A 16,284-nucleotide genomic window follows, 5' to 3' on the forward strand; every position below is an offset into this window, starting at 1 on the left:
CTAGACGGTTCCTTCGTGCCTGCCGGAGTTGGCGTACAGCCGAAGATAGTCGGTGCTGGTAACCACGCCGGCCGCCTTGCCCTTTGTATCGATGACCAGAGCGGCATTCAACTGGTGGGCGAGCATCAGCCTCGCCAGTTGATGGGCGTCAGTCTCCGGCGATGCGGTCAGGAACGCAGGAAGCTCGATATGCTGCAGGCTCTCGCTCATGGCGTTGGCTTCATGGTCGTGAAGCCAACCGAGCAGCCATCGGAGGTCTACCAGGCCAGCCACATTGTCGCTGGACATAATAACCAGATGGTGTACCTGGTGCTCGTCCATGACCGAGAGTGCCTCGGCGATGGTTGCTGACGCCTGAACCGAATAGAGCGTGGACGACGCAATTCGCGACACCGGAAGATAAGGCCGCTCTTCCCGGCGTTCACCTGCAGCGGTTGCGCCGTATTCTTCAAGCGCTCTGTGCCTTCCTGCGTTGGCGGCCAACTGAAACTCGGCGTCGGTCGCTTCGCTGCGGCCGGTGTTAATGGTCTCGGTCTCTGTCAGCTCCGTAACATCGCCCACGCGACGGGCCCGGAATGCTTCCGGTAGCCGGGTTCCGACCGGGCGGCCGGGTTCGCTGACAAAAATGGACATCGGGTTTCTCCCTGACAAAACTCGCCTTGGTGATTTATCGGCTGTCAGGCCGGAATCTTCAGTACTGTTTTATTACGAAACCGCCTGTTCCGCCAGGTACAGGCGTCGGGTTTCCAGGCGCCGCACAAGGTTTGCCGGCAGGCAAACGGGCTGACCGCTCAGCCGATCCGCGAGGTACTCGGCCAGCAAGGGGGTATAGGTCAAGCCTTTGCTGCCAAGCCCGGTGAGTAGAAACAGGTCCTCAAGCTCACTGTCTTCGCCATCAAAGACCGGGCCCGCTACGGGCTGATAATCGTGGGTTGTGCAACGAAAGGCGACCCTGCCCTCAAGGCTGGCGACATCCACACCGTCAGCCTCGGTGTCCTTCAGAATGGATGGCAGCATCGCCGTGAGCTCCCGGATATTTTCCCGGTGGCTCTCGGTGGTGGGCAATGGGTTGGCATCATTCAGGTCGAAGGTGGCGCCGGTAACGGCGGTCTGCCCCAGGGCTGGGTTCATGTAACGGTTGCCGCAGATGACGGCCCGGGGATTCTGAATTGCCTCCCTGGGCAGGTGCGTTACCTGGCCCCGGATGCTTTTAAACCGGAACCTGCCCTTGACCGGAATGAGCCTGGAGCTGAGGTGCCCGGTGCAGAGCACCACGCGGTCAGCAACTATGGTTGTGCCATCCGCACCGGAAATGTGCCATTTCCCATTACACGGCAGCAGCCGGTCCACGGTAACGCCGCAAGAGACCGATATCATTGGATGATCGGCCAGTGCCCGGCAAAGATTCCGGGGCTCGAGCCAGCCACTGCCGGGAAACCAGAGGCCACCGGAGTTCGTGGCGACACCTGAGAGTTCGCTGGCCTGTTCCCGGGTCACGGGAATAAGGACGTCTTCTGGATACTGGTTGCGCTGGAGAAACCGCCGTTGGCGGTCTGCTTCCTGGTCGCTCTGGGCGAGCTGGAGCAGGCCGGTCGGGTGCCAGTATGCGCCGCGCCAGGTATTATAGAACCGCTGGGCGAAGGTCAGGGCCTGCAGCGCCAGTTCGGTCTGATCATTGAACTCGACACCCAGCTTCACATACATGGCGCCCTGGGCGTTCCCTGAAGCTTCACTGCCTGGCCCGCTGGCGGAATCCACCAATGTCACCGGGACTCCCCGCTCGGCCAGGTTTCTGGCAAGGGCACACCCGGCGATTCCGGCTCCGATGATGGCAAGGGAACCCGGGTTATATTCCCTGGCTGGTTCGCTGGCTGGCAAGACGCCCCGAAGCATATGTCGTTTTCGGCCAAAGCCGGGCGCTTTCTGCACGTCGAACCCGACCTCAATCAGGGCGCGACGAATTCTGCCAACCGAGGTGAACGTCGCCAGAGTTGTGCCCGGTTTGCTGTGGGCCCGGATCTGCGTGATGGTTTCATTCAGCCACATCCCGGGGTTACAGGCCGGGGCAAACCCGTCCAGAAACCAGGCGTCGGCATGAAAGTCCAGGGCCTGCCAGGCGTCTGTAATATCGCCAAAATAGAGCGTGAGCCGAACCTGCCCCCCGGCCAGTACCAGCCGATGCACTCCCCGTACCAGAGGTGGATAGTTCCTGATGAGCTCATCGGCCAGCGGCCGGAGTTCCGGCCATAATGCCAGCGCCCGGGTCAGATCTTCGCGGGCCAGGGGGAAGCGCTCTACCGATATAAAATGCAGGGTCGCCGGGGCTGCGGGCCCATGGCTCAACCAGGCCTGCCAGGCGGCCAGAAAATTCAGGCCGGTCCCGAAGCCATTTTCCGCGATGACAAAGTGCCCACACTCAGGAACCCGGGAAAACCGGTCCGGCAAACCATTGTGCCGGAGAAACACATGGCGGGTTTCCTCCAGCCCGTTGTCCCGGCTGAAATAGACATCGCCAAAACGGACAGATTCGGGTACGCCGTCGCGCCACGCCAGTTCCGCAGGTTCAATCCCGGGGGGCAGCAAAGGCGAGTTCACGGCGTCAGTCAGCGGAATCGAGCAAGGTGACTGATTCAATGATCACCGGTTCCACCGGGACATCGGCCATGCCCTGCTTTCGGGTGGTCTGCTTGCGGGCAATGGCATCGACCACGCCCATGCCTTCCGTTACCTTGCCGAACACGGCGTAGCCAGGGCCACGGACACCGGCATTCAGGAAGTCGTTATCCGACAGATTGATGAAGAACTGTGAAGTGGCTGAATCCGGCGCGCTGGTGCGAGCCATGGCGATGGTGCCACGTAGGTTGGGAAGTGTGGGGCGTGCCTCGTTCCGGACCGGGGCGCGGGTCGGTTTCCGGTCAAGTTCTTTGGTAAATCCGCCCCCCTGGATCATGAAGCCGGGAATGACCCGATGAAAGATCGTGCCATCAAAGAATCCACTTTTCGCATACTGGAGGAAGTTGGCCACGGTTTCCGGAGCCACGTCCGGGCGGAGCAGCAGTTCAATGGGGCCTTCGCTGGTCACCATCCGGACCCTGGGTAGCTGATCGTCGGCCTTTGATTCATCGCTCTGGGCCAGGGCATTGCCGGCCGGAACCATCATTGCCAGAAACACGATCAGGACGGGGATCACACTTTTCACAGGTTTTACCAGGTTTGTCATTTTCAGCCGCTCTCTGAGTTATGGGCAGGAGGATTTCCTGCGACAATTCAACGAATTCTGCTGTCAGGCGCCTGATTTTATCAGAAGGTGATTGTAAAACGGGGACTGCATTCACGCACTCTTGATTACGATCGGCTAAGCTTTCCAGTTATCAGAGCGGCCTCATCATACTGGCCGGGCAGGGTTGTACGGTTTTAACGGGTCAACAAGGAGAATCCGGGTGAGAATCCGTCAGGGATTTCAAGAAAAATCACGCCTCGGGCGATTGCTTGTCAATCGCGGCTATCTGTCCCAGGGACAGGTCGATGAAGGTCTGAAAGTGCAGCAGGAAACCGGTCAGCGCCTCGGTGAGGTGTTTATCCAGGCCGGCTGGATCTCCGAAAAGGAGCTTTACAGGGTCCTGAAGCACCAGTCCCGATACCGCAACGCGGCGGCGCTGGTGACCATGGTTGCGCTACCCCTGCAGCCCCTGGTTTCCTTTGCGGCCAGCAACAGTGCAAGCGCCTCGCAGGCGTCTCCGGAAGCCGGTGAGCTGTATCAGAGCGGCAACCTTGCCCCGCTGACGGAAGCGGAGCTGGCGGAGGTTTCCGGGCAGGGCGATCCGACCCTGCTTGGCCGCATCGGGCTGGTCGGAGCGATGGCTGGCAATCCGATGGGTGAGGGCGGCCAGGCTGAACAATCCGGGCCCGACGTCATCGAGGGCATCAAGCTGGCGGCGAATATCTTTGTGCCGGTTCTGAACTTCCTGGATTCGGATCTCAGCATTTCCGGTGTCCACTACCGGGCGGGGCAGCCACGCTACTCGGTGCGGGAAGACGGCGCCCTGATGCTGGCGTTCCCCGAGCGTATCGAACAGATCCGCATGGACAATATCCGTGTTGCCGGAAACCAGAGCCCGTCAATGGGCAACGTGAGCATTCACGACATCCGGTTCCATCCGGATTCCCGGATGACCATCTATACCCGATAGAGCTGGCGGAGGAATCTGCCGGCGCCGTGTTCAGGCGCTGGCAAGTACCGTACGGCTTGACACCGTGGTCTGCTCGCCACGGGCACCATAGAGTTTTGGCTGGCTGGTAGCACCACGGAAGATATCGGTCAGGCGGGACAGGCGCTTTTGCAGGTGGCTGATGACCCGGCCATTGGCCTGGTTCAGCGACTGGCAGGCGCGCAGTTTCTGATCGGCTTCCTGCCAGAGCTGGTAGAGCTCGGCGAGACCCGCGCTGCGAATGAAGCGGGAAGGTTCGCCGCTCTCGGGGCGGTAACCCATCTGGACAAGGGTGCGGATTTTCTGCTTGGCCCGCTCGCGGATCGCGCCAAGAAGATCGCCTTTCTCCTTGGTGAGCCCATTAAGTGCCTGGAGGTCGGAGGTAGCGAGGCAGGCTTTTTCCCTGTCCAGGACATCAGCCAGCGCGTCCAGTTGGCTGAGATCCTGGGACAGAAGGTTCTTCAGATCATCAATTGCGGCCATGATTTACTCACCCGAAAATGCTTTCATCCATCTCAAGCATTTTCTGGGCCAGTTTCTCGGCATCAATCTTGTAGGTTCCGTTTTCCAGAGCGGAACGGATCTGTTCAATCCGGTCGTCATCCATTTCCGGATAATCGCCGAGTTTCTGCTCAAGCTGTTTGAGATTTTTGGCCTGACTGCTCAGGCTGACGTTTTCCCCCCGGGCTCCCTGAGCCTGGGTTTTTGCCTGCTGATTGGTCGCCTGCTGGGTGTTCTGGGTGCTGGCGCCCTTGTCGGCCGTGGTTCTCTGGGTGTTGACCTGGCCGGGGCCAATTCCATTGAAGTCAACTGACATATCGTTACCTGCTTGCCTGGTGCACCACGGGTGTGGCGCTCACTCGAGTTTATATCTGCTTAACGGCTGTACCGCAGAAACCTTTAGAAACTTTTTTCCTCCAGGGTTAACGTTTTGTTACCCGGAAGCCTATGCCTGCATTTACGGCAAGCTTTTGCCATGTCGGCAAGGCGTTGCCGAATGCATGTCACATCGGGATTTCCACGTGGCCGGGGCCAACAACGTTCCCTTTCACCGTGCGGGAAGACCGGAGATTCTCCACCAGAACCTGCTCCCCGATGCCCGCGCTTGCCAAGGCCTTGCCCCTGGAACTGACCGAGAATCCGCCACTTCTGGCGGTAATGATAACATGGTCGCCGCGCTCAACCGCAGCCGGCGCAGAGAGCATGTCGGGCGTGATCAGTGCGCCGGCATTGATGGATCGCCTGACTTCCATGCCCACGGCCTCTTGGGTCTCTGTTATAGCGCCGCGCCTTGAGGCATTAATCTCAACCGGCTGATGCGTAACGAGATCCGCAGTAATTCGCTCACCGCGAGTCAGTGGCCGGGTTGCTACCAGGGCCGGCCCATGGATTGAAACAGACGCGGTAACAAACATGCGCCATGGGCGGTTGCCCTCGCAGGACACTTGCAAAGTGGGGCTTGTGCTCTTCCAGGGGTCACCGCTGAACTCGACTGTCAGTGGACTTTCGCATTCGGCGAGGGCGACACGGCTGTCGATTGATCCCGACTCATAGGCGACCTTGTAGCCGGCACTGGCCTGTTCTGTGGCAAACTCATCCAGAAATTTCAGGGTGGCTTCCCGGATTTGTCCCGCCGTGGTTTGCGCCAGCAATGAGCCGCTCAAGCCAGACATCAGCAGGAGTACGACGAATTTGGTGATGCGCATATGCAGTTGTTTGTCCTATGCTGTCTATATCCGGGCGGAAAACCACGGACATGCCTAAGGATTAAGTACTAGCGGCCGATACACTAGCCGGTCCGCCGAGCAAACGACGGTTTTCCGTTGTTTCGGCCGTTATTCAGCAAGCAGCAAGATATATGCCGGTGTAACATCGGCAAGCCGGGAGAAAAACATGGCAGGGGTATTGGACAGCGTAAACCAGCGCACGCAGCTGGTAGGGCAGAATCGCCTTGAGCTCCTTCTGTTCCGCTTGAGGGGGCGCCAGATCTATGGCATCAACGTGTTCAAGGTTAAGGAAGTTCTGCAGTGCCCCAGGCTCTCATCCATTCCCAACAGCCGGAATGTGGTCAGGGGCGTCGCGCACATTCGCGGTGAAACCATTCCGATTATTGATCTGAGCATGTCGATTGGACTGCCCGGTATACCGCAGGAAGATCTGGCGACCAGTTTTGTCATCATTACCGAGTACAATCGCAAAACCCAGGGCTTCCTGGTGACCGCTGTCGACCGGATCATGAACATGAACTGGGAAGACATTCTGCCGCCACCCAAGGGCGCCGGAAGGGATGTGTACCTTACCGCTGTCACCAAAATTGATGATAAGCTGGTAGAAATCATTGATGTAGAGAAGGTTCTTGCCGAGGTTTCTCCGCTCGGGGAGAATGTAACCGAAGCCGTGCTGAGCAAGAGTGCCGACCGGGTTCCAGGCCATCTGCCGGTTCTGGTTGTTGATGATTCTTCAGTGGCCCGCCGGCAGATAGAACGCTGCCTGACAGCGATCGGAATGGAAGTCGCCACCAGGAATGATGGCAAGCAGGCCTACGACTATCTCAAGGAAATCACGTCGGACGGTAGCCGGGCGAAAGACCACCTAAGTCTGATTATCTCCGATGTTGAAATGCCGGAGATGGACGGTTACACCCTGGTGACCAAGGTAAAAGGAGATCCGGCCCTTGCCGATGTGTTTATCATGCTGCACACCTCCCTCAGCGGCGTTTTCAACCAGGCCATGGTGAAAAAAGTGGGGGCAGACGATTTCATGGCAAAGTTCAGTCCGGACGAACTGGCAGAGCGGGTAATGGAAATCATCGACCAGGGATGATCCGGCCGTTCAGACATTCATTCAGAACAGAGATCCAATGAAAGCGGATATAACGCCACAGGAATATGATGCCTTCAAGTCGTTCCTGCAGGATGCCTGTGGGATTTTGCTGGGCGAAAACAAACAGTACCTGGTGAAAAGCCGGTTGCGCAGAATTCTCGAGGAGAACAGCCTGAATTCGCTGGGGGAACTCCTTGACCGGCTCCGGCGGCCCGGCCGGGGTGGCTTGCGGGAAGTCGTCATTGACGCCATGACCACCAATGAAACCCTGTGGTTCCGTGACAACCATCCGTTCCGGATACTCCAGGACAAGCTGCTTCCGGAATTGGCCGAGCGTAAGTCCGGCCAACCGCTTCGCATCTGGTCTGCCGCCTGTTCCACCGGGCAGGAGCCTTACTCGGTCGCCATGATTGTCGAGGAGTTCCGGCGGCTCCGGCCGGGAAAATTGCGGGATGTAAAAATCACCGCCACCGACATTTCCAAAAGTGTGCTTGAGGTTGCCCGCAAGGGCGAATACGAGATGCTAGCCATTGGTCGCGGCCTGTCACCGGAGCGCCAGAAGCAGTTCTTTACCCCGTCACTGAACGGCGGCTGGCAGATCAAGCCGCAGCTCAAGACCATGGTGGAATTCAAGGAGCTGAATCTGCTGGAGCGATACATGCTGGGCAAATTCGATATCGTGATGTGTCGCAACGTCCTGATTTATTTTTCCGCCGAATCGAAAAAAGACATTCTGACCCGAATGCATGCCACCCTGAACCCGGGCGGTTATCTGGTTCTCGGTGCCTCTGAATCCCTGAACGGTTTGCCCCACCTTTATGAAATGGTGCAGTGCCACCCGGGCATCATCTACAGAAAAAAATAACGGTGCACCTGAAACCGCTGTAACAAGAGAGCGACTGATGCTGATTGATATTGCCGCGATGGATCCGAAAGACGCATACCATGTCCTGACCCAGACCGTCATCCCGCGCCCTGTTGCCTGGGTGTTGAGTGAGAACCCGGAGGGCGACTTCAATCTTGCGCCGTTCTCGTTTTTTACACCGATAACCAGTAACCCGCCTTTACTGATGTTTTCGGTGGGCAAGAAGCCGACCGACGGCGCCTTCAAGGATACTCGGGTCAACATTGAAGAACGCAAACAGTTTGTCGTACACATCGCGCACCGGGAGCTGGCGGCGGCCGTAACCGAGTCGTCCCGGACCCTGGCGCATGGCGATTCCGAACTGAAGAATCTCGATCTTGAGGTGGTGGATTTTGAAGGTTCCCGGCTGCCGCGACTCAGGGATTGTCATGTCGCCTTTGCCTGCGAGCTTTATGACATCAAGGAAATCGGTGCCGGCCCGCAATCACTGGTCTTTGGCAAGGTTAACCAGGTCTGGGTGTCCGATGAAGCGGCCCGTTACGACGACAAAAACCGCCTGACTTTTGATGGCGCCGCCATTGACCCACTTGGTCGCCTTGGCGGCAGCGAGTATGTGACCTTTGGCGAGATCATCAAGATTCCCCGGCCTTCCTGATCGCGCGCGCGGAGTGCCAATATGGAACAGCTGAATCTCAGGCACCTGTATTACTTCTGGGTGATCAGCCGCGAGGGTTCCATTGCCCGGGCCAGTGAGGTACTTGAACTGGCTCCACAGACCCTGAGCGGCCAGCTTGCCACCTTTGAAGCCTCGGTGGGCGGCCGATTGTTCTCACGAGAACGGCGCCAACTGATTCTGACAGACCTGGGGCGGCTGGTTCTTGGTTATGCTGACGATATTTTCGTGCTAACCGGTGAGCTTTCGGAAACGCTGCGTCTGGCCCCCTCCGATCGCCCGCTTACGCTGCGTGCGGGCATCTCCGCCTCCATTCATAAGCTGATTGCCTACCACTTGCTGCAACCTGCCATGGCAGGTGAGCGGCCTGTCCAACTTGAGTGCCAGACGGGGCGTACCGAAGATCTGGTGCTGAGCCTCAAACGCAAAGAGCTTGATGTTATCCTCACGGACTATATGCCCAAGGTTCAGGATGACGGAAATCTCACCGTGCACCCCCTGGCAGGGTCGAGTATAAGCCTGTTTGCGGCGCCCGGATTGGCCGGGCAACTGCGAGATAACTTTCCAGAATCGCTCAATGACCAGCCTCTTCTCGCGAATGCCGTCGATGCGCCATATTTCGAGCGCCTTATGAAGTGGTTTTCGCTCAACGGCGTTCGAATGAATCTGGTCGCCAGGATTGATGACAGTGCGCTTATCAAAGTCTTCGGAAGCCAGGGCTATGGTGTATTTGCTGCTCCGACGGCAATTCAGGAAGAAGTCTGCCGACAGTACGAAGTGGAGCGGATTGCCTCAATTGATGAGGTGATGGATGAACTGTTTGCCATTACCCGAGACCGGCGAATTTCTCACGAAGGGGTAAGGGCGATTTGCCGGACACAACCGGTAGATGCCCGGTTTTTACCCAGATGACCGTCTCCTGGTCGACGAACGGGTGGTGCTGGCTCAGGTGCGGACTGCGAATCCAGGTGCCCTTGGGGTAGCGCCCATGTTCGTCACAGAACTCGCCGGAAAGTACAAAAATCTCCTCACCTCCGAAATGCCGGTGCGGTTGGAAAATCTCGTTGGCCGGCCACTTCACCAGGGCCACATGTTCGTGCTCGAACTCGTGTAATGGCATCACCTCAAGGCCGCCGATGCCCGGAAGCCAGGGTGTATTGCGGGTATCGATGCGCACCGTTGACCGGTCGCGTTCATCGAACTGGTGCAGTTTGACCAATAGCGTGCAGCCCTCCTTGCTGAACGGCGCGTGCCCGCTGCCTGGTGGATTACGCAAATAAGTGCCGGTCGGATAATCGCCGGTCTCGTCGGAAAACACGCCGTCCAGAACCAGGATCTCCTCGCCCATAGGATGCTCGTGTCGCTTGAAGGACGCACCGGGCTCGTATCGGACCACGCTGGTCGCATGGCCGCGCTCAGCGTCCTCACGGGCCAGGGGTTTTCTCAAAACGCCGCCGGCGGGGCTGGGCATCCATTCCTGCTCGGCGGTGCGAATGGTGACATTTCTGGAAAAGTCCATGTTGAGCATTGCTTACCTCAAAACCACCTGTAATTGACCTGATTGATTACGAGTGGACTCATTCGGTGGATGGTTTTATTTGATCAGGGCCTGGATGCTCCTGAACTGTGGGTGTCTGCAATGGCGCATCCATTCAAACGCCACCATCTCAAGCGTTACAATTCTGGCCCCGCTCTCGCTGAGACGGTCCAGTGCCACATCCCGATCGAACTCGTTCCGGGATCCGGTCGCATCCGCCACTACCCAGACCTTGTAGCCGGCATCAAGCAGGCTGAGGGCGGTCTGCATCATACAGACGTGGGTCTCGCAACCGCCGATAACGATGTGCTGTCGGCCCTCGGGCAACTGGTCGATGAGCCCGTCGGGGCAGGCATCGAAATGGTGCTTGGCCAGGATCTGGTCACATAATTCCCCGACCGCGTCCACTTTGTGGCCCAACTTGTCCGGCAACTGCTCTGTGGCCAGAACCGGCACTTCCATCAGCCCGGCTATCGTGGCAAGCGTAACGCAGCGGTCGACCACCTCACCGCCGTGGCTTATGGCCGGCATGAGTTTTTCCTGAACATCGATCAGAAGCAGGGTCGATTGCTCGGCTTTCATCAGCATTATTCTTGTCCTCGTGTGGGTGCCGGTGTGTTAACGATAGCGCTGAATCATAGTATTGGGTAAGCGCAAACCGGTTGAATCCTGAAAATTTTTAACGATTTTTCTCAGGGTAGTTGCCAAGCGCCCCTAAAACCATTAAAGTTTGCGCCCTCAAATGAGCGACGACATCGCTGATTTGAAACAGTTTATTGGAGAGGTGGCCGAGTGGCTGAAGGCGCACGCCTGGAAAGTGTGTAAACGTTAATAGCGTTTCGAGGGTTCGAATCCCTCCCTCTCCGCCAATACAAAACCCCAGCAGCGCTGGGGTTTTTTATTGGCCGATTGGCAGGGTAAGAAGAACCCTCGCGGGTTCGACCGAAGCCTGCAGCGCAGGCTGAGGAACGTCGGAGCAAAGCGACGACGGCCCCGAAGGGGTGAGGGCCAAAGGCCCGAATAATCCCTCCCAAGCGGGTCCGACCTAGGATTTCCGCCAGACCAACAATCGATTATTAGCCGGCATCTCAAAATCCTCTTCAAGCACCAGCCCGGTTTCCTCGCCGAGTGCCTTCAGATCCTCGATATCCCGTATCCCCATATGAGAAGCCTGAGCCCTCAGAGATCGATCAAACCGCTCATTACTCTCACTGGTGTGCCGGCCGCCATAGCGGAAAGGTCCATACAGGCTGAAGACTCCATTTGATGGTAGAACTCCGCCGATCCCGAGAAACATCGCCCTCACTTCCTCCCAGACCATAATGTGGGCGGTGTTGGCGGAAAACGCGCCGATGATGGCGGGCAGGTCGAACCAGACTCCGTCCAACACGTTCAGGGCGATAGGCGGGTTGATATTGGCGAGTCCGGAATCGGCGATCCACGGCCTACAGAGCTGAGCATTCTGGGGATGATCCGTTGGCTGCCACACGAGGTGGGGCAAACGATCGGCAAAGTGCACCGCATGCTGGCCGGTGCCCGTGCCGATTTCCAGAATGGTGCCCGGCTGTTTGAAAAGCGTCGCCAGTTTTTCCAGAATCGGCGCTTTGTTGTTTTCGCAGGCCTGGGAAAACGGCTTGTCTTTGTGCATGCTCCAACCTATTGATGTGTAGCGGTTCTTGCCGGTATCGCGCCCGAACGGTCTGGCCCTGAGTCTGGAACGCGCGGTGGACCGGGAAATCAGCGAATGCCGAAACCGCTGAACTCGCCGGTCGCCGTCTCGAGGATAATGTCGACAGAGTCCACCCTCGCATTTGGAGGCCCGTCCGCGCACCAGGTCTTCAACTGAGTCAATTGGTCCTCCTGCCCTTCGGCCACCACCTCAACACGGCCATCGGGCAGGTTGCGAGCGAAACCGGTTAATCCCAGGGCGGAGGCCTTTTGCTCCGTCGAAGCGCGGTAGTAAACCCCTTGTACCCGGCCGGATATAAGCAACTGCCAGCGTTTGGTATCCATGATTTGCCCCCGATGGATCTGTCATGCCAAATTTCAATCTACCGGTTCAGGCAGGACAACTTCAAGGAGTGTGGGAACCAATGGCCGAGACGCATCTGAAACAGAACACCACGGGCTATGCGGATGCCCTGATTTGCGAAGCGGAGGGCCTGGAGTGCATTGCCAGTGTGCTCAGAGAGGCCGGTGTGGCTGGCATTGGCGTGCCCGAGGTATACCGGGTAGATGAAACCGAACTGGAAATCACCGCCATCCAGGCGTCACGGGGGTCGGATGAGATCCTGGAGGTGCTGGGTGACGGGCTGGCCCGACTGCATAGCCTGCCGCAGCAAGCCTATGGTTGGAGCCGGGACAACTACATCGGGCTTTCGCCGCAACCAAACCGCTGGTGTCAAAGCTGGGGCGAGTTCTTTGTGCGGGACCGGCTTGGTTATCAGGTCTCCCGGGTGCGCGACGCCGCCTGGCGAAGCCGGTTTCAACACGTGCTGGATGAGCATGGTGGCGAGCTCATGGATTGGCTGGACCGCCACTGCGATCACCCGAGCCTGCTTCATGGCGACCTCTGGAGTGGCAATGTCCTGTTTGATACCGAGCGGCCCTGGCTGATTGACCCGGCCATTTATTGCGGTGATCGCGAAGCGGATCTTGCCATGACAGAGTTGTTTGGAGGATTTGGCCTGCAATTCTACCGGGCCTACGACAGGGTGTATTCACGCACGCCCGGGTATGACCGGAAGCGTGAGGTCTATAACCTCTACCATTACCTGAATCATTACAACCTGTTTGGTGACGGTTATCTCGGCGGCTGCCGGGCCGGCTTCACCGTGATCGAATCGGTTGCCCGAGGAGAGCGCTAGATCAGCCCGGCGCCGCGCAGTATGAAAACTCCCAGGGTGACAGTGACGCTCGCCAACAGAGTGGTCACCGCGATGATATTGGCAGCCAGCCGGTCGTTCCCGCCAAGCGCCTTGACCATGACAAAACTGGCGGCGGCTGTGGGGCTGGCAAAGAACAGGAACAGCAGGCCCAGCTCGGGCCCGCGAAAACCAAACAGCCACGCTGCGGCGGTGCACAGTGCCGGCAGTACCACCATTTTCATCAGGCTGGAACTGAACGCCGTTTCACTGTCGCTTCGGATGGCGCTCAGCGAGACAGTCGCGCCAATGCAGAGCAGGGCGAGTGGAAGGGTCAGGGATGCAAAATAGTCCCCACTGGTCATCACCCAGCCGGGAAGCGTGATATCGAGCGCGGCCACGGGAATGGCAATCACTACCGCGAGAATGAGCGGGTTGCGGACGATGTCATGAAAGATCCTCCGCCAGTCTGTACTTTGGCCAGGCTGGTAGGCCAACAGCACGATGACTGAAAGCGCGTTGTAAGAGATGATAACCAGGCCAAGCAGGATGCCGCCTGCTGAGAGCCCGAAATCGCCATACAGGTTGGCGGCGAGGGCCAGACCGACAATGCCACAGTTACCGCGGAAGGCGCCCTGCACATACACGCCGCGATCCTCCCGGACGACACGCCAGCGAGCCCAGAGCCAGGCTAGCGCGAAACTGGCCAGGGTTGCGCCCAGATAAAACACCAGAAGCCCGGGGTTGAAGGCTGTTTCCAGGTCCGCGCGAATGATGCTGAGGAAAACAAGCGTGGGCAAGGTCGCCTTGAAGACCAGTGCCGAGGCGGTGTTCACGAACGCGCCGTCTATCCAGCCGATTCGGCGCAATCCAAGACCAATGAATACCATGGCAAAGACTGGCAGTGTCGTCTCCATGGTTTGCAAAAACAGATCAATCAGGGTCATGGAGAGTGGCCATGCGGTAGGGGTAAAAGAAGGAAGCGGTGATTATAACTGCTGAGATAGCTAGCGTGCTACCAGAGTGCGGGGGAATGCCACCAAAGTCCAAGACCAGGCCTCCGGGCTTTAGTTGCAGAAATTACACAATCTTGTGAGTTGCAGGCTGTATAATTAACCCTATAGAAATCCCGGATATTCAGGAACGTTGTGCCTCAGGGACGGGGTTCCGGTCCACAGTTCTTTTTCATGCGGGAGCCGCAGCTTACCTTGAACCCTGACCGCTTTCCCGAGGTGCCCGACGCGCTTCACTCCCGTCCTGAGTACCCGCTTCCGGATACCTCTCTGCGCATCCAGCCCTGCGGGTGTCTACTGGTACTTGATTCAGCCCTGTCCCGAATTCTGCAGTGCAGTGCCAACACCGGGCTGTTCCTTAACGCCCCTGCCGAAACCCTGTTGGGTGAGCAACCCGCGCAGGTCCTGGGGAGGAGGCTTACCGGGAAGTTGCGCAGCGAACTGCGAGCAAACGAACGGCTCAGTGGCCCTCTGTCCCTGCAAAAGGAGATTGACGGGCGCAAAACCCGCCTGCAGGTCAATGCGTTCCGTTCAGGTACCATCGTTGTGGTCGAGGTTGAACCGATTACGCCTCTTGGTAACCGGCGCCTGATGGGGACGGTCAACCAATGGCTGACCCGGCTGTCGCGAGCGGAAACGCCGGACTCACTCATGGACACCCTGGTTACCGGCGTCAGGGATATCACCCGCTTTGAGCGGGCCCTGGTGTTTCATTTTGATGGTGAGGGCCACGGTGTCTGCCTGGCCGAAAATCTGGCAAAAGGCCTGTCTCCGGTGTTGGGGCAGCGCTTCGCCGCCAGCGATTACCCGGCTGAACAGCGGGAAAAGTTTGCCGTGCGGGAAGTTCGTAGCATCCCGGACCTGAATGCGGCCCCGGTAACTGTGCTGTCCTGGCAGACGGTCTCCGAAGCGACGGTAGCCCGGATAGATGCCAGCGGCACGGTGCTTCGGGCACCGTCTCGCCGCCAGCGGAATTTCCTCGACGATTTCAATGCCTGCTCGCTGCTGTCCATTGCCATCGTTGGACAGTCTGGCCTGTGGGGCATGGTGACCTGTATTTCCGAGACACCGACACCTCTACCACCCACGCTCCGGGATGCTGCCCGCACGCTGGTAAGCATGGCGACCCAGCGACTGTTCCTGATCAAGGCGCGGATGGAGTCCCGTTTTCTGCTTCAGGTTCAGGAGTCGAGGGATTGTCTGGTGGAGGATGTGAGGGCAGGTTTGTCGCCCGCGGGCATGCTGGATAAGTACGGCAAGGACTGGCTGTCTCTTTTCCGGTCCGACGGTCTGGCTTGCGTGAACCGGGGCGAGATCTCTGCCTATGGTGCAACGCCGCCGCTAAAAAGTATTGCCCGGCTTGCCCGCGGGTTGGCGCATCGGCACGGGCAGGGCGCTTGGGCGAGCTCGCGACTGCGGCATGCCCCTCTTGCAAAAGGACTGGCACTCAACGGGTGTTGCGGGCTGCTGGCAGTTCCGTTGCCGGGTGACGATGCCCAGGGCTGGTTGATGTTGTTCCGCCCGGAGCATGACAGAAGCTTCTACTGGGCCGGCCGGCCGGAAGCCGATGCCCTGATCAGCACACCGGCGCCTGGACAGGATTTGCACCGCACCTTTCGGACCTGGCAGGAGGAAGTCCGGGGCACCGGTGAGCCCTGGAAGCCGGTGGAGTGCCAGGCGGCCGTGGACCTTGGCGAGGATGTTGCGCTGGTGGCGTCTGCCAGTGAGATAACCCGGCTGAACCAGATGTTGAGAGGCGAGCAGCAGGCTCTGGCAATGGCCAACGACAAGCTCCGGGAAGCGGTCAGCCACGATTCACTCACGGGCATCTGGAACCGCTATCGAATCGAGCAGGAACTGGACAAGGAACTGGCCAAGGCGCGCCGGCAGAAGTCGCCATTCTGCGTCCCGCTGTTGGATATTGACCACTTCAAACAGGTGAACGACAACCAGGGCCATGAAACGGGTGACGAGCTACTCAGGCACATCGCTTGTGAGGTTACCGGCGTGTTGCGCCAGGAAGACGCTATCGGCCGGTGGGGTGGGGAAGAGTTCGTGGTTGTCTCCACGGGTGCATCGCGGGTAGATGGATTGATTCTGGCCGAAAGGATTCGCAAGGCCATTTCAGAGGTGAGCATCAAGCAGTTGCCGGAGGGTGTAACCGCCAGCATTGGTGTTGCCACCTGGAGACCGGAGGACTCACGAAAGGAACTGGTCGCCAGGGCCGACAAAGCCATGTATGCGGCAAAAACCGGCGGGCGCAACCGGACAGAAACCGACCAGGGCCTCTGATGAGGCCCT

General features: G+C 58.5%; 18 protein-coding genes and 1 tRNA gene. 8 read left to right on the forward strand and 11 right to left on the reverse strand.

The features are described from left to right. From msub_RS02095 to msub_RS02105, 3 genes are all read right to left on the reverse strand, one after another. The gene (locus msub_RS02095) at nucleotides 1-633 is read right to left on the reverse strand and encodes a CBS domain-containing protein (RefSeq protein ID WP_048494491.1); all 633 of its coding nucleotides are present in this window, start codon (nucleotides 631-633) and stop codon (nucleotides 1-3) included. 72 nt (nucleotides 634-705) lie between these two features. After that, entirely contained in the window at nucleotides 706-2,595 is a 1,890-nt protein-coding gene (gene mnmC, locus msub_RS02100; protein WP_048494492.1) for a bifunctional tRNA (5-methylaminomethyl-2-thiouridine)(34)-methyltransferase MnmD/FAD-dependent 5-carboxymethylaminomethyl-2-thiouridine(34) oxidoreductase MnmC, read from the reverse strand. A 4-nt stretch (nucleotides 2,596-2,599) separates the two neighbouring features. Beyond that, nucleotides 2,600-3,160, reverse strand: coding sequence for a peptidylprolyl isomerase (locus tag msub_RS02105; protein ID WP_227506761.1), 561 nt, complete (start codon nucleotides 3,158-3,160; stop codon nucleotides 2,600-2,602). A 280-nt stretch (nucleotides 3,161-3,440) separates the two neighbouring features. Between msub_RS02105 and msub_RS02110 the strand changes: the two genes are divergently transcribed. Beyond that, complete coding sequence (locus msub_RS02110) at nucleotides 3,441-4,190, forward strand: hypothetical protein (RefSeq protein ID WP_048494494.1); 750 nt, start codon at nucleotides 3,441-3,443, stop codon at nucleotides 4,188-4,190. Between the two features lie 30 nt (nucleotides 4,191-4,220). On the opposite strand, the gene msub_RS02115 is transcribed toward msub_RS02110, so the two are convergent. The 3 genes from msub_RS02115 to flgA all read right to left on the reverse strand — a co-directional run bounded on the left by msub_RS02115 (nucleotide 4,221) and on the right by flgA (nucleotide 5,914). After that, nucleotides 4,221-4,691, reverse strand: coding sequence for a flagella synthesis protein FlgN (locus msub_RS02115; protein ID WP_048494495.1), 471 nt, complete (start codon nucleotides 4,689-4,691; stop codon nucleotides 4,221-4,223). Between the two features lie 7 nt (nucleotides 4,692-4,698). Then, entirely contained in the window at nucleotides 4,699-5,025 is a 327-nt protein-coding gene (flgM, locus tag msub_RS02120) for a flagellar biosynthesis anti-sigma factor FlgM (protein WP_048494496.1), read from the reverse strand. Between the two features lie 187 nt (nucleotides 5,026-5,212). Beyond that, nucleotides 5,213-5,914 (reverse strand): flagellar basal body P-ring formation chaperone FlgA, encoded by a 702-nt coding sequence (flgA, locus tag msub_RS02125; protein WP_197083771.1) that lies wholly within the window; start codon nucleotides 5,912-5,914, stop codon nucleotides 5,213-5,215. Nucleotides 5,915-6,101: 187 nt separating this feature from the next. On the opposite strand from flgA, the gene msub_RS02130 reads away from it, so the two are divergent. The 4 genes from msub_RS02130 to msub_RS02145 are packed head-to-tail and all read left to right on the forward strand — an operon-like array spanning nucleotide 6,102 to nucleotide 9,481. Beyond that, entirely contained in the window at nucleotides 6,102-7,031 is a 930-nt protein-coding gene (locus msub_RS02130) for a chemotaxis protein CheV (protein WP_048494498.1), read from the forward strand. Nucleotides 7,032-7,068: 37 nt separating this feature from the next. Beyond that, complete coding sequence (locus msub_RS02135; protein ID WP_048494499.1) at nucleotides 7,069-7,896, forward strand: CheR family methyltransferase; 828 nt, start codon at nucleotides 7,069-7,071, stop codon at nucleotides 7,894-7,896. Between the two features lie 37 nt (nucleotides 7,897-7,933). After that, nucleotides 7,934-8,551 (forward strand): flavin reductase family protein, encoded by a 618-nt coding sequence (locus msub_RS02140; RefSeq protein WP_048494500.1) that lies wholly within the window; start codon nucleotides 7,934-7,936, stop codon nucleotides 8,549-8,551. A 21-nt stretch (nucleotides 8,552-8,572) separates the two neighbouring features. After that, the gene (locus msub_RS02145) at nucleotides 8,573-9,481 is read left to right on the forward strand and encodes a LysR family transcriptional regulator (protein ID WP_048494501.1); all 909 of its coding nucleotides are present in this window, start codon (nucleotides 8,573-8,575) and stop codon (nucleotides 9,479-9,481) included. Here the strand turns inward: msub_RS02145 and msub_RS02150 are convergent. Beyond that, the gene (locus msub_RS02150) at nucleotides 9,396-10,097 is read right to left on the reverse strand and encodes a cupin domain-containing protein (protein WP_048494502.1); all 702 of its coding nucleotides are present in this window, start codon (nucleotides 10,095-10,097) and stop codon (nucleotides 9,396-9,398) included. The two genes, msub_RS02145 and msub_RS02150, sit on opposite strands and share 86 nt — an antisense overlap. Before the next feature lie 66 nt (nucleotides 10,098-10,163). Then, nucleotides 10,164-10,694, reverse strand: a complete 531-nt coding sequence (locus tag msub_RS02155; protein ID WP_048494503.1) for an isochorismatase family protein — start codon at nucleotides 10,692-10,694, stop codon at nucleotides 10,164-10,166. Between the two features lie 190 nt (nucleotides 10,695-10,884). Here msub_RS02155 and msub_RS02160 point away from each other — a divergent pair. Continuing rightward, nucleotides 10,885-10,975 (forward strand) — tRNA-Ser (locus tag msub_RS02160). A gap of 176 nt (nucleotides 10,976-11,151) precedes the next feature. Here the strand turns inward: msub_RS02160 and msub_RS02165 are convergent. Further along, nucleotides 11,152-11,754, reverse strand: a complete 603-nt coding sequence (locus msub_RS02165; RefSeq protein WP_048494504.1) for a DUF938 domain-containing protein — start codon at nucleotides 11,752-11,754, stop codon at nucleotides 11,152-11,154. Nucleotides 11,755-11,843: 89 nt separating this feature from the next. After that, nucleotides 11,844-12,119, reverse strand: coding sequence for an acylphosphatase (locus tag msub_RS02170; protein WP_048494505.1), 276 nt, complete (start codon nucleotides 12,117-12,119; stop codon nucleotides 11,844-11,846). Between the two features lie 80 nt (nucleotides 12,120-12,199). Here msub_RS02170 and msub_RS02175 point away from each other — a divergent pair, with 80 nt between their 5' ends. Next, a complete protein-coding gene (locus msub_RS02175) occupies nucleotides 12,200-12,973 on the forward strand; it encodes a fructosamine kinase family protein (RefSeq protein WP_048494506.1) in 774 nt (257 codons plus the stop codon). Here the strand turns inward: msub_RS02175 and msub_RS02180 are convergent. Next, nucleotides 12,970-13,917: an AEC family transporter gene (locus msub_RS02180; RefSeq protein ID WP_048494507.1), complete on the reverse strand. Its 948-nt coding sequence runs from the start codon at nucleotides 13,915-13,917 to the stop codon at nucleotides 12,970-12,972. The genes msub_RS02175 and msub_RS02180 overlap by 4 nt on opposite strands. Nucleotides 13,918-14,178: 261 nt before the next feature. Here msub_RS02180 and msub_RS02185 point away from each other — a divergent pair, with 261 nt between their 5' ends. Then, on the forward strand, nucleotides 14,179-16,275 hold the full coding sequence (locus msub_RS02185) for a sensor domain-containing diguanylate cyclase (protein WP_197083772.1): 2,097 nt from the start codon (nucleotides 14,179-14,181) through the stop codon (nucleotides 16,273-16,275). Nucleotides 16,276-16,284: the final 9 nt, after the last annotated feature.

It is taken from the genome of Marinobacter subterrani (genome assembly GCF_001045555.1).
In the GTDB taxonomy this organism is placed as follows: Bacteria; Pseudomonadota; Gammaproteobacteria; order Pseudomonadales; family Oleiphilaceae; genus Marinobacter; species Marinobacter subterrani.

What these genes read in the sequence shown, in the direction of transcription:
- msub_RS02095 (WP_048494491.1), bottom strand. Translation starts at nt 633, where the DNA reads ATGTCCATTTTTGTCAGCGAACCCGGCCGCCCGGTCGGAACCCGGCTA.
- msub_RS02105 (WP_227506761.1), bottom strand. Translation starts at nt 3,160, where the DNA reads ATGATGGTTCCGGCCGGCAATGCCCTGGCCCAGAGCGATGAATCAAAG.
- msub_RS02115 (WP_048494495.1), bottom strand. Translation starts at nt 4,691, where the DNA reads ATGGCCGCAATTGATGATCTGAAGAACCTTCTGTCCCAGGATCTCAGC.
- flgM (WP_048494496.1), bottom strand. Translation starts at nt 5,025, where the DNA reads ATGTCAGTTGACTTCAATGGAATTGGCCCCGGCCAGGTCAACACCCAG.
- flgA (WP_197083771.1), bottom strand. Translation starts at nt 5,914, where the DNA reads ATGCGCATCACCAAATTCGTCGTACTCCTGCTGATGTCTGGCTTGAGC.
- msub_RS02130 (WP_048494498.1), top strand. Translation starts at nt 6,102, where the DNA reads ATGGCAGGGGTATTGGACAGCGTAAACCAGCGCACGCAGCTGGTAGGG.
- msub_RS02135 (WP_048494499.1), top strand. Translation starts at nt 7,069, where the DNA reads ATGAAAGCGGATATAACGCCACAGGAATATGATGCCTTCAAGTCGTTC.
- msub_RS02140 (WP_048494500.1), top strand. Translation starts at nt 7,934, where the DNA reads ATGCTGATTGATATTGCCGCGATGGATCCGAAAGACGCATACCATGTC.
- msub_RS02145 (WP_048494501.1), top strand. Translation starts at nt 8,573, where the DNA reads ATGGAACAGCTGAATCTCAGGCACCTGTATTACTTCTGGGTGATCAGC.
- msub_RS02150 (WP_048494502.1), bottom strand. Translation starts at nt 10,097, where the DNA reads ATGCTCAACATGGACTTTTCCAGAAATGTCACCATTCGCACCGCCGAG.
- msub_RS02155 (WP_048494503.1), bottom strand. Translation starts at nt 10,694, where the DNA reads ATGCTGATGAAAGCCGAGCAATCGACCCTGCTTCTGATCGATGTTCAG.
- msub_RS02165 (WP_048494504.1), bottom strand. Translation starts at nt 11,754, where the DNA reads ATGCACAAAGACAAGCCGTTTTCCCAGGCCTGCGAAAACAACAAAGCG.
- msub_RS02170 (WP_048494505.1), bottom strand. Translation starts at nt 12,119, where the DNA reads ATGGATACCAAACGCTGGCAGTTGCTTATATCCGGCCGGGTACAAGGG.
- msub_RS02175 (WP_048494506.1), top strand. Translation starts at nt 12,200, where the DNA reads ATGGCCGAGACGCATCTGAAACAGAACACCACGGGCTATGCGGATGCC.
- msub_RS02180 (WP_048494507.1), bottom strand. Translation starts at nt 13,917, where the DNA reads ATGACCCTGATTGATCTGTTTTTGCAAACCATGGAGACGACACTGCCA.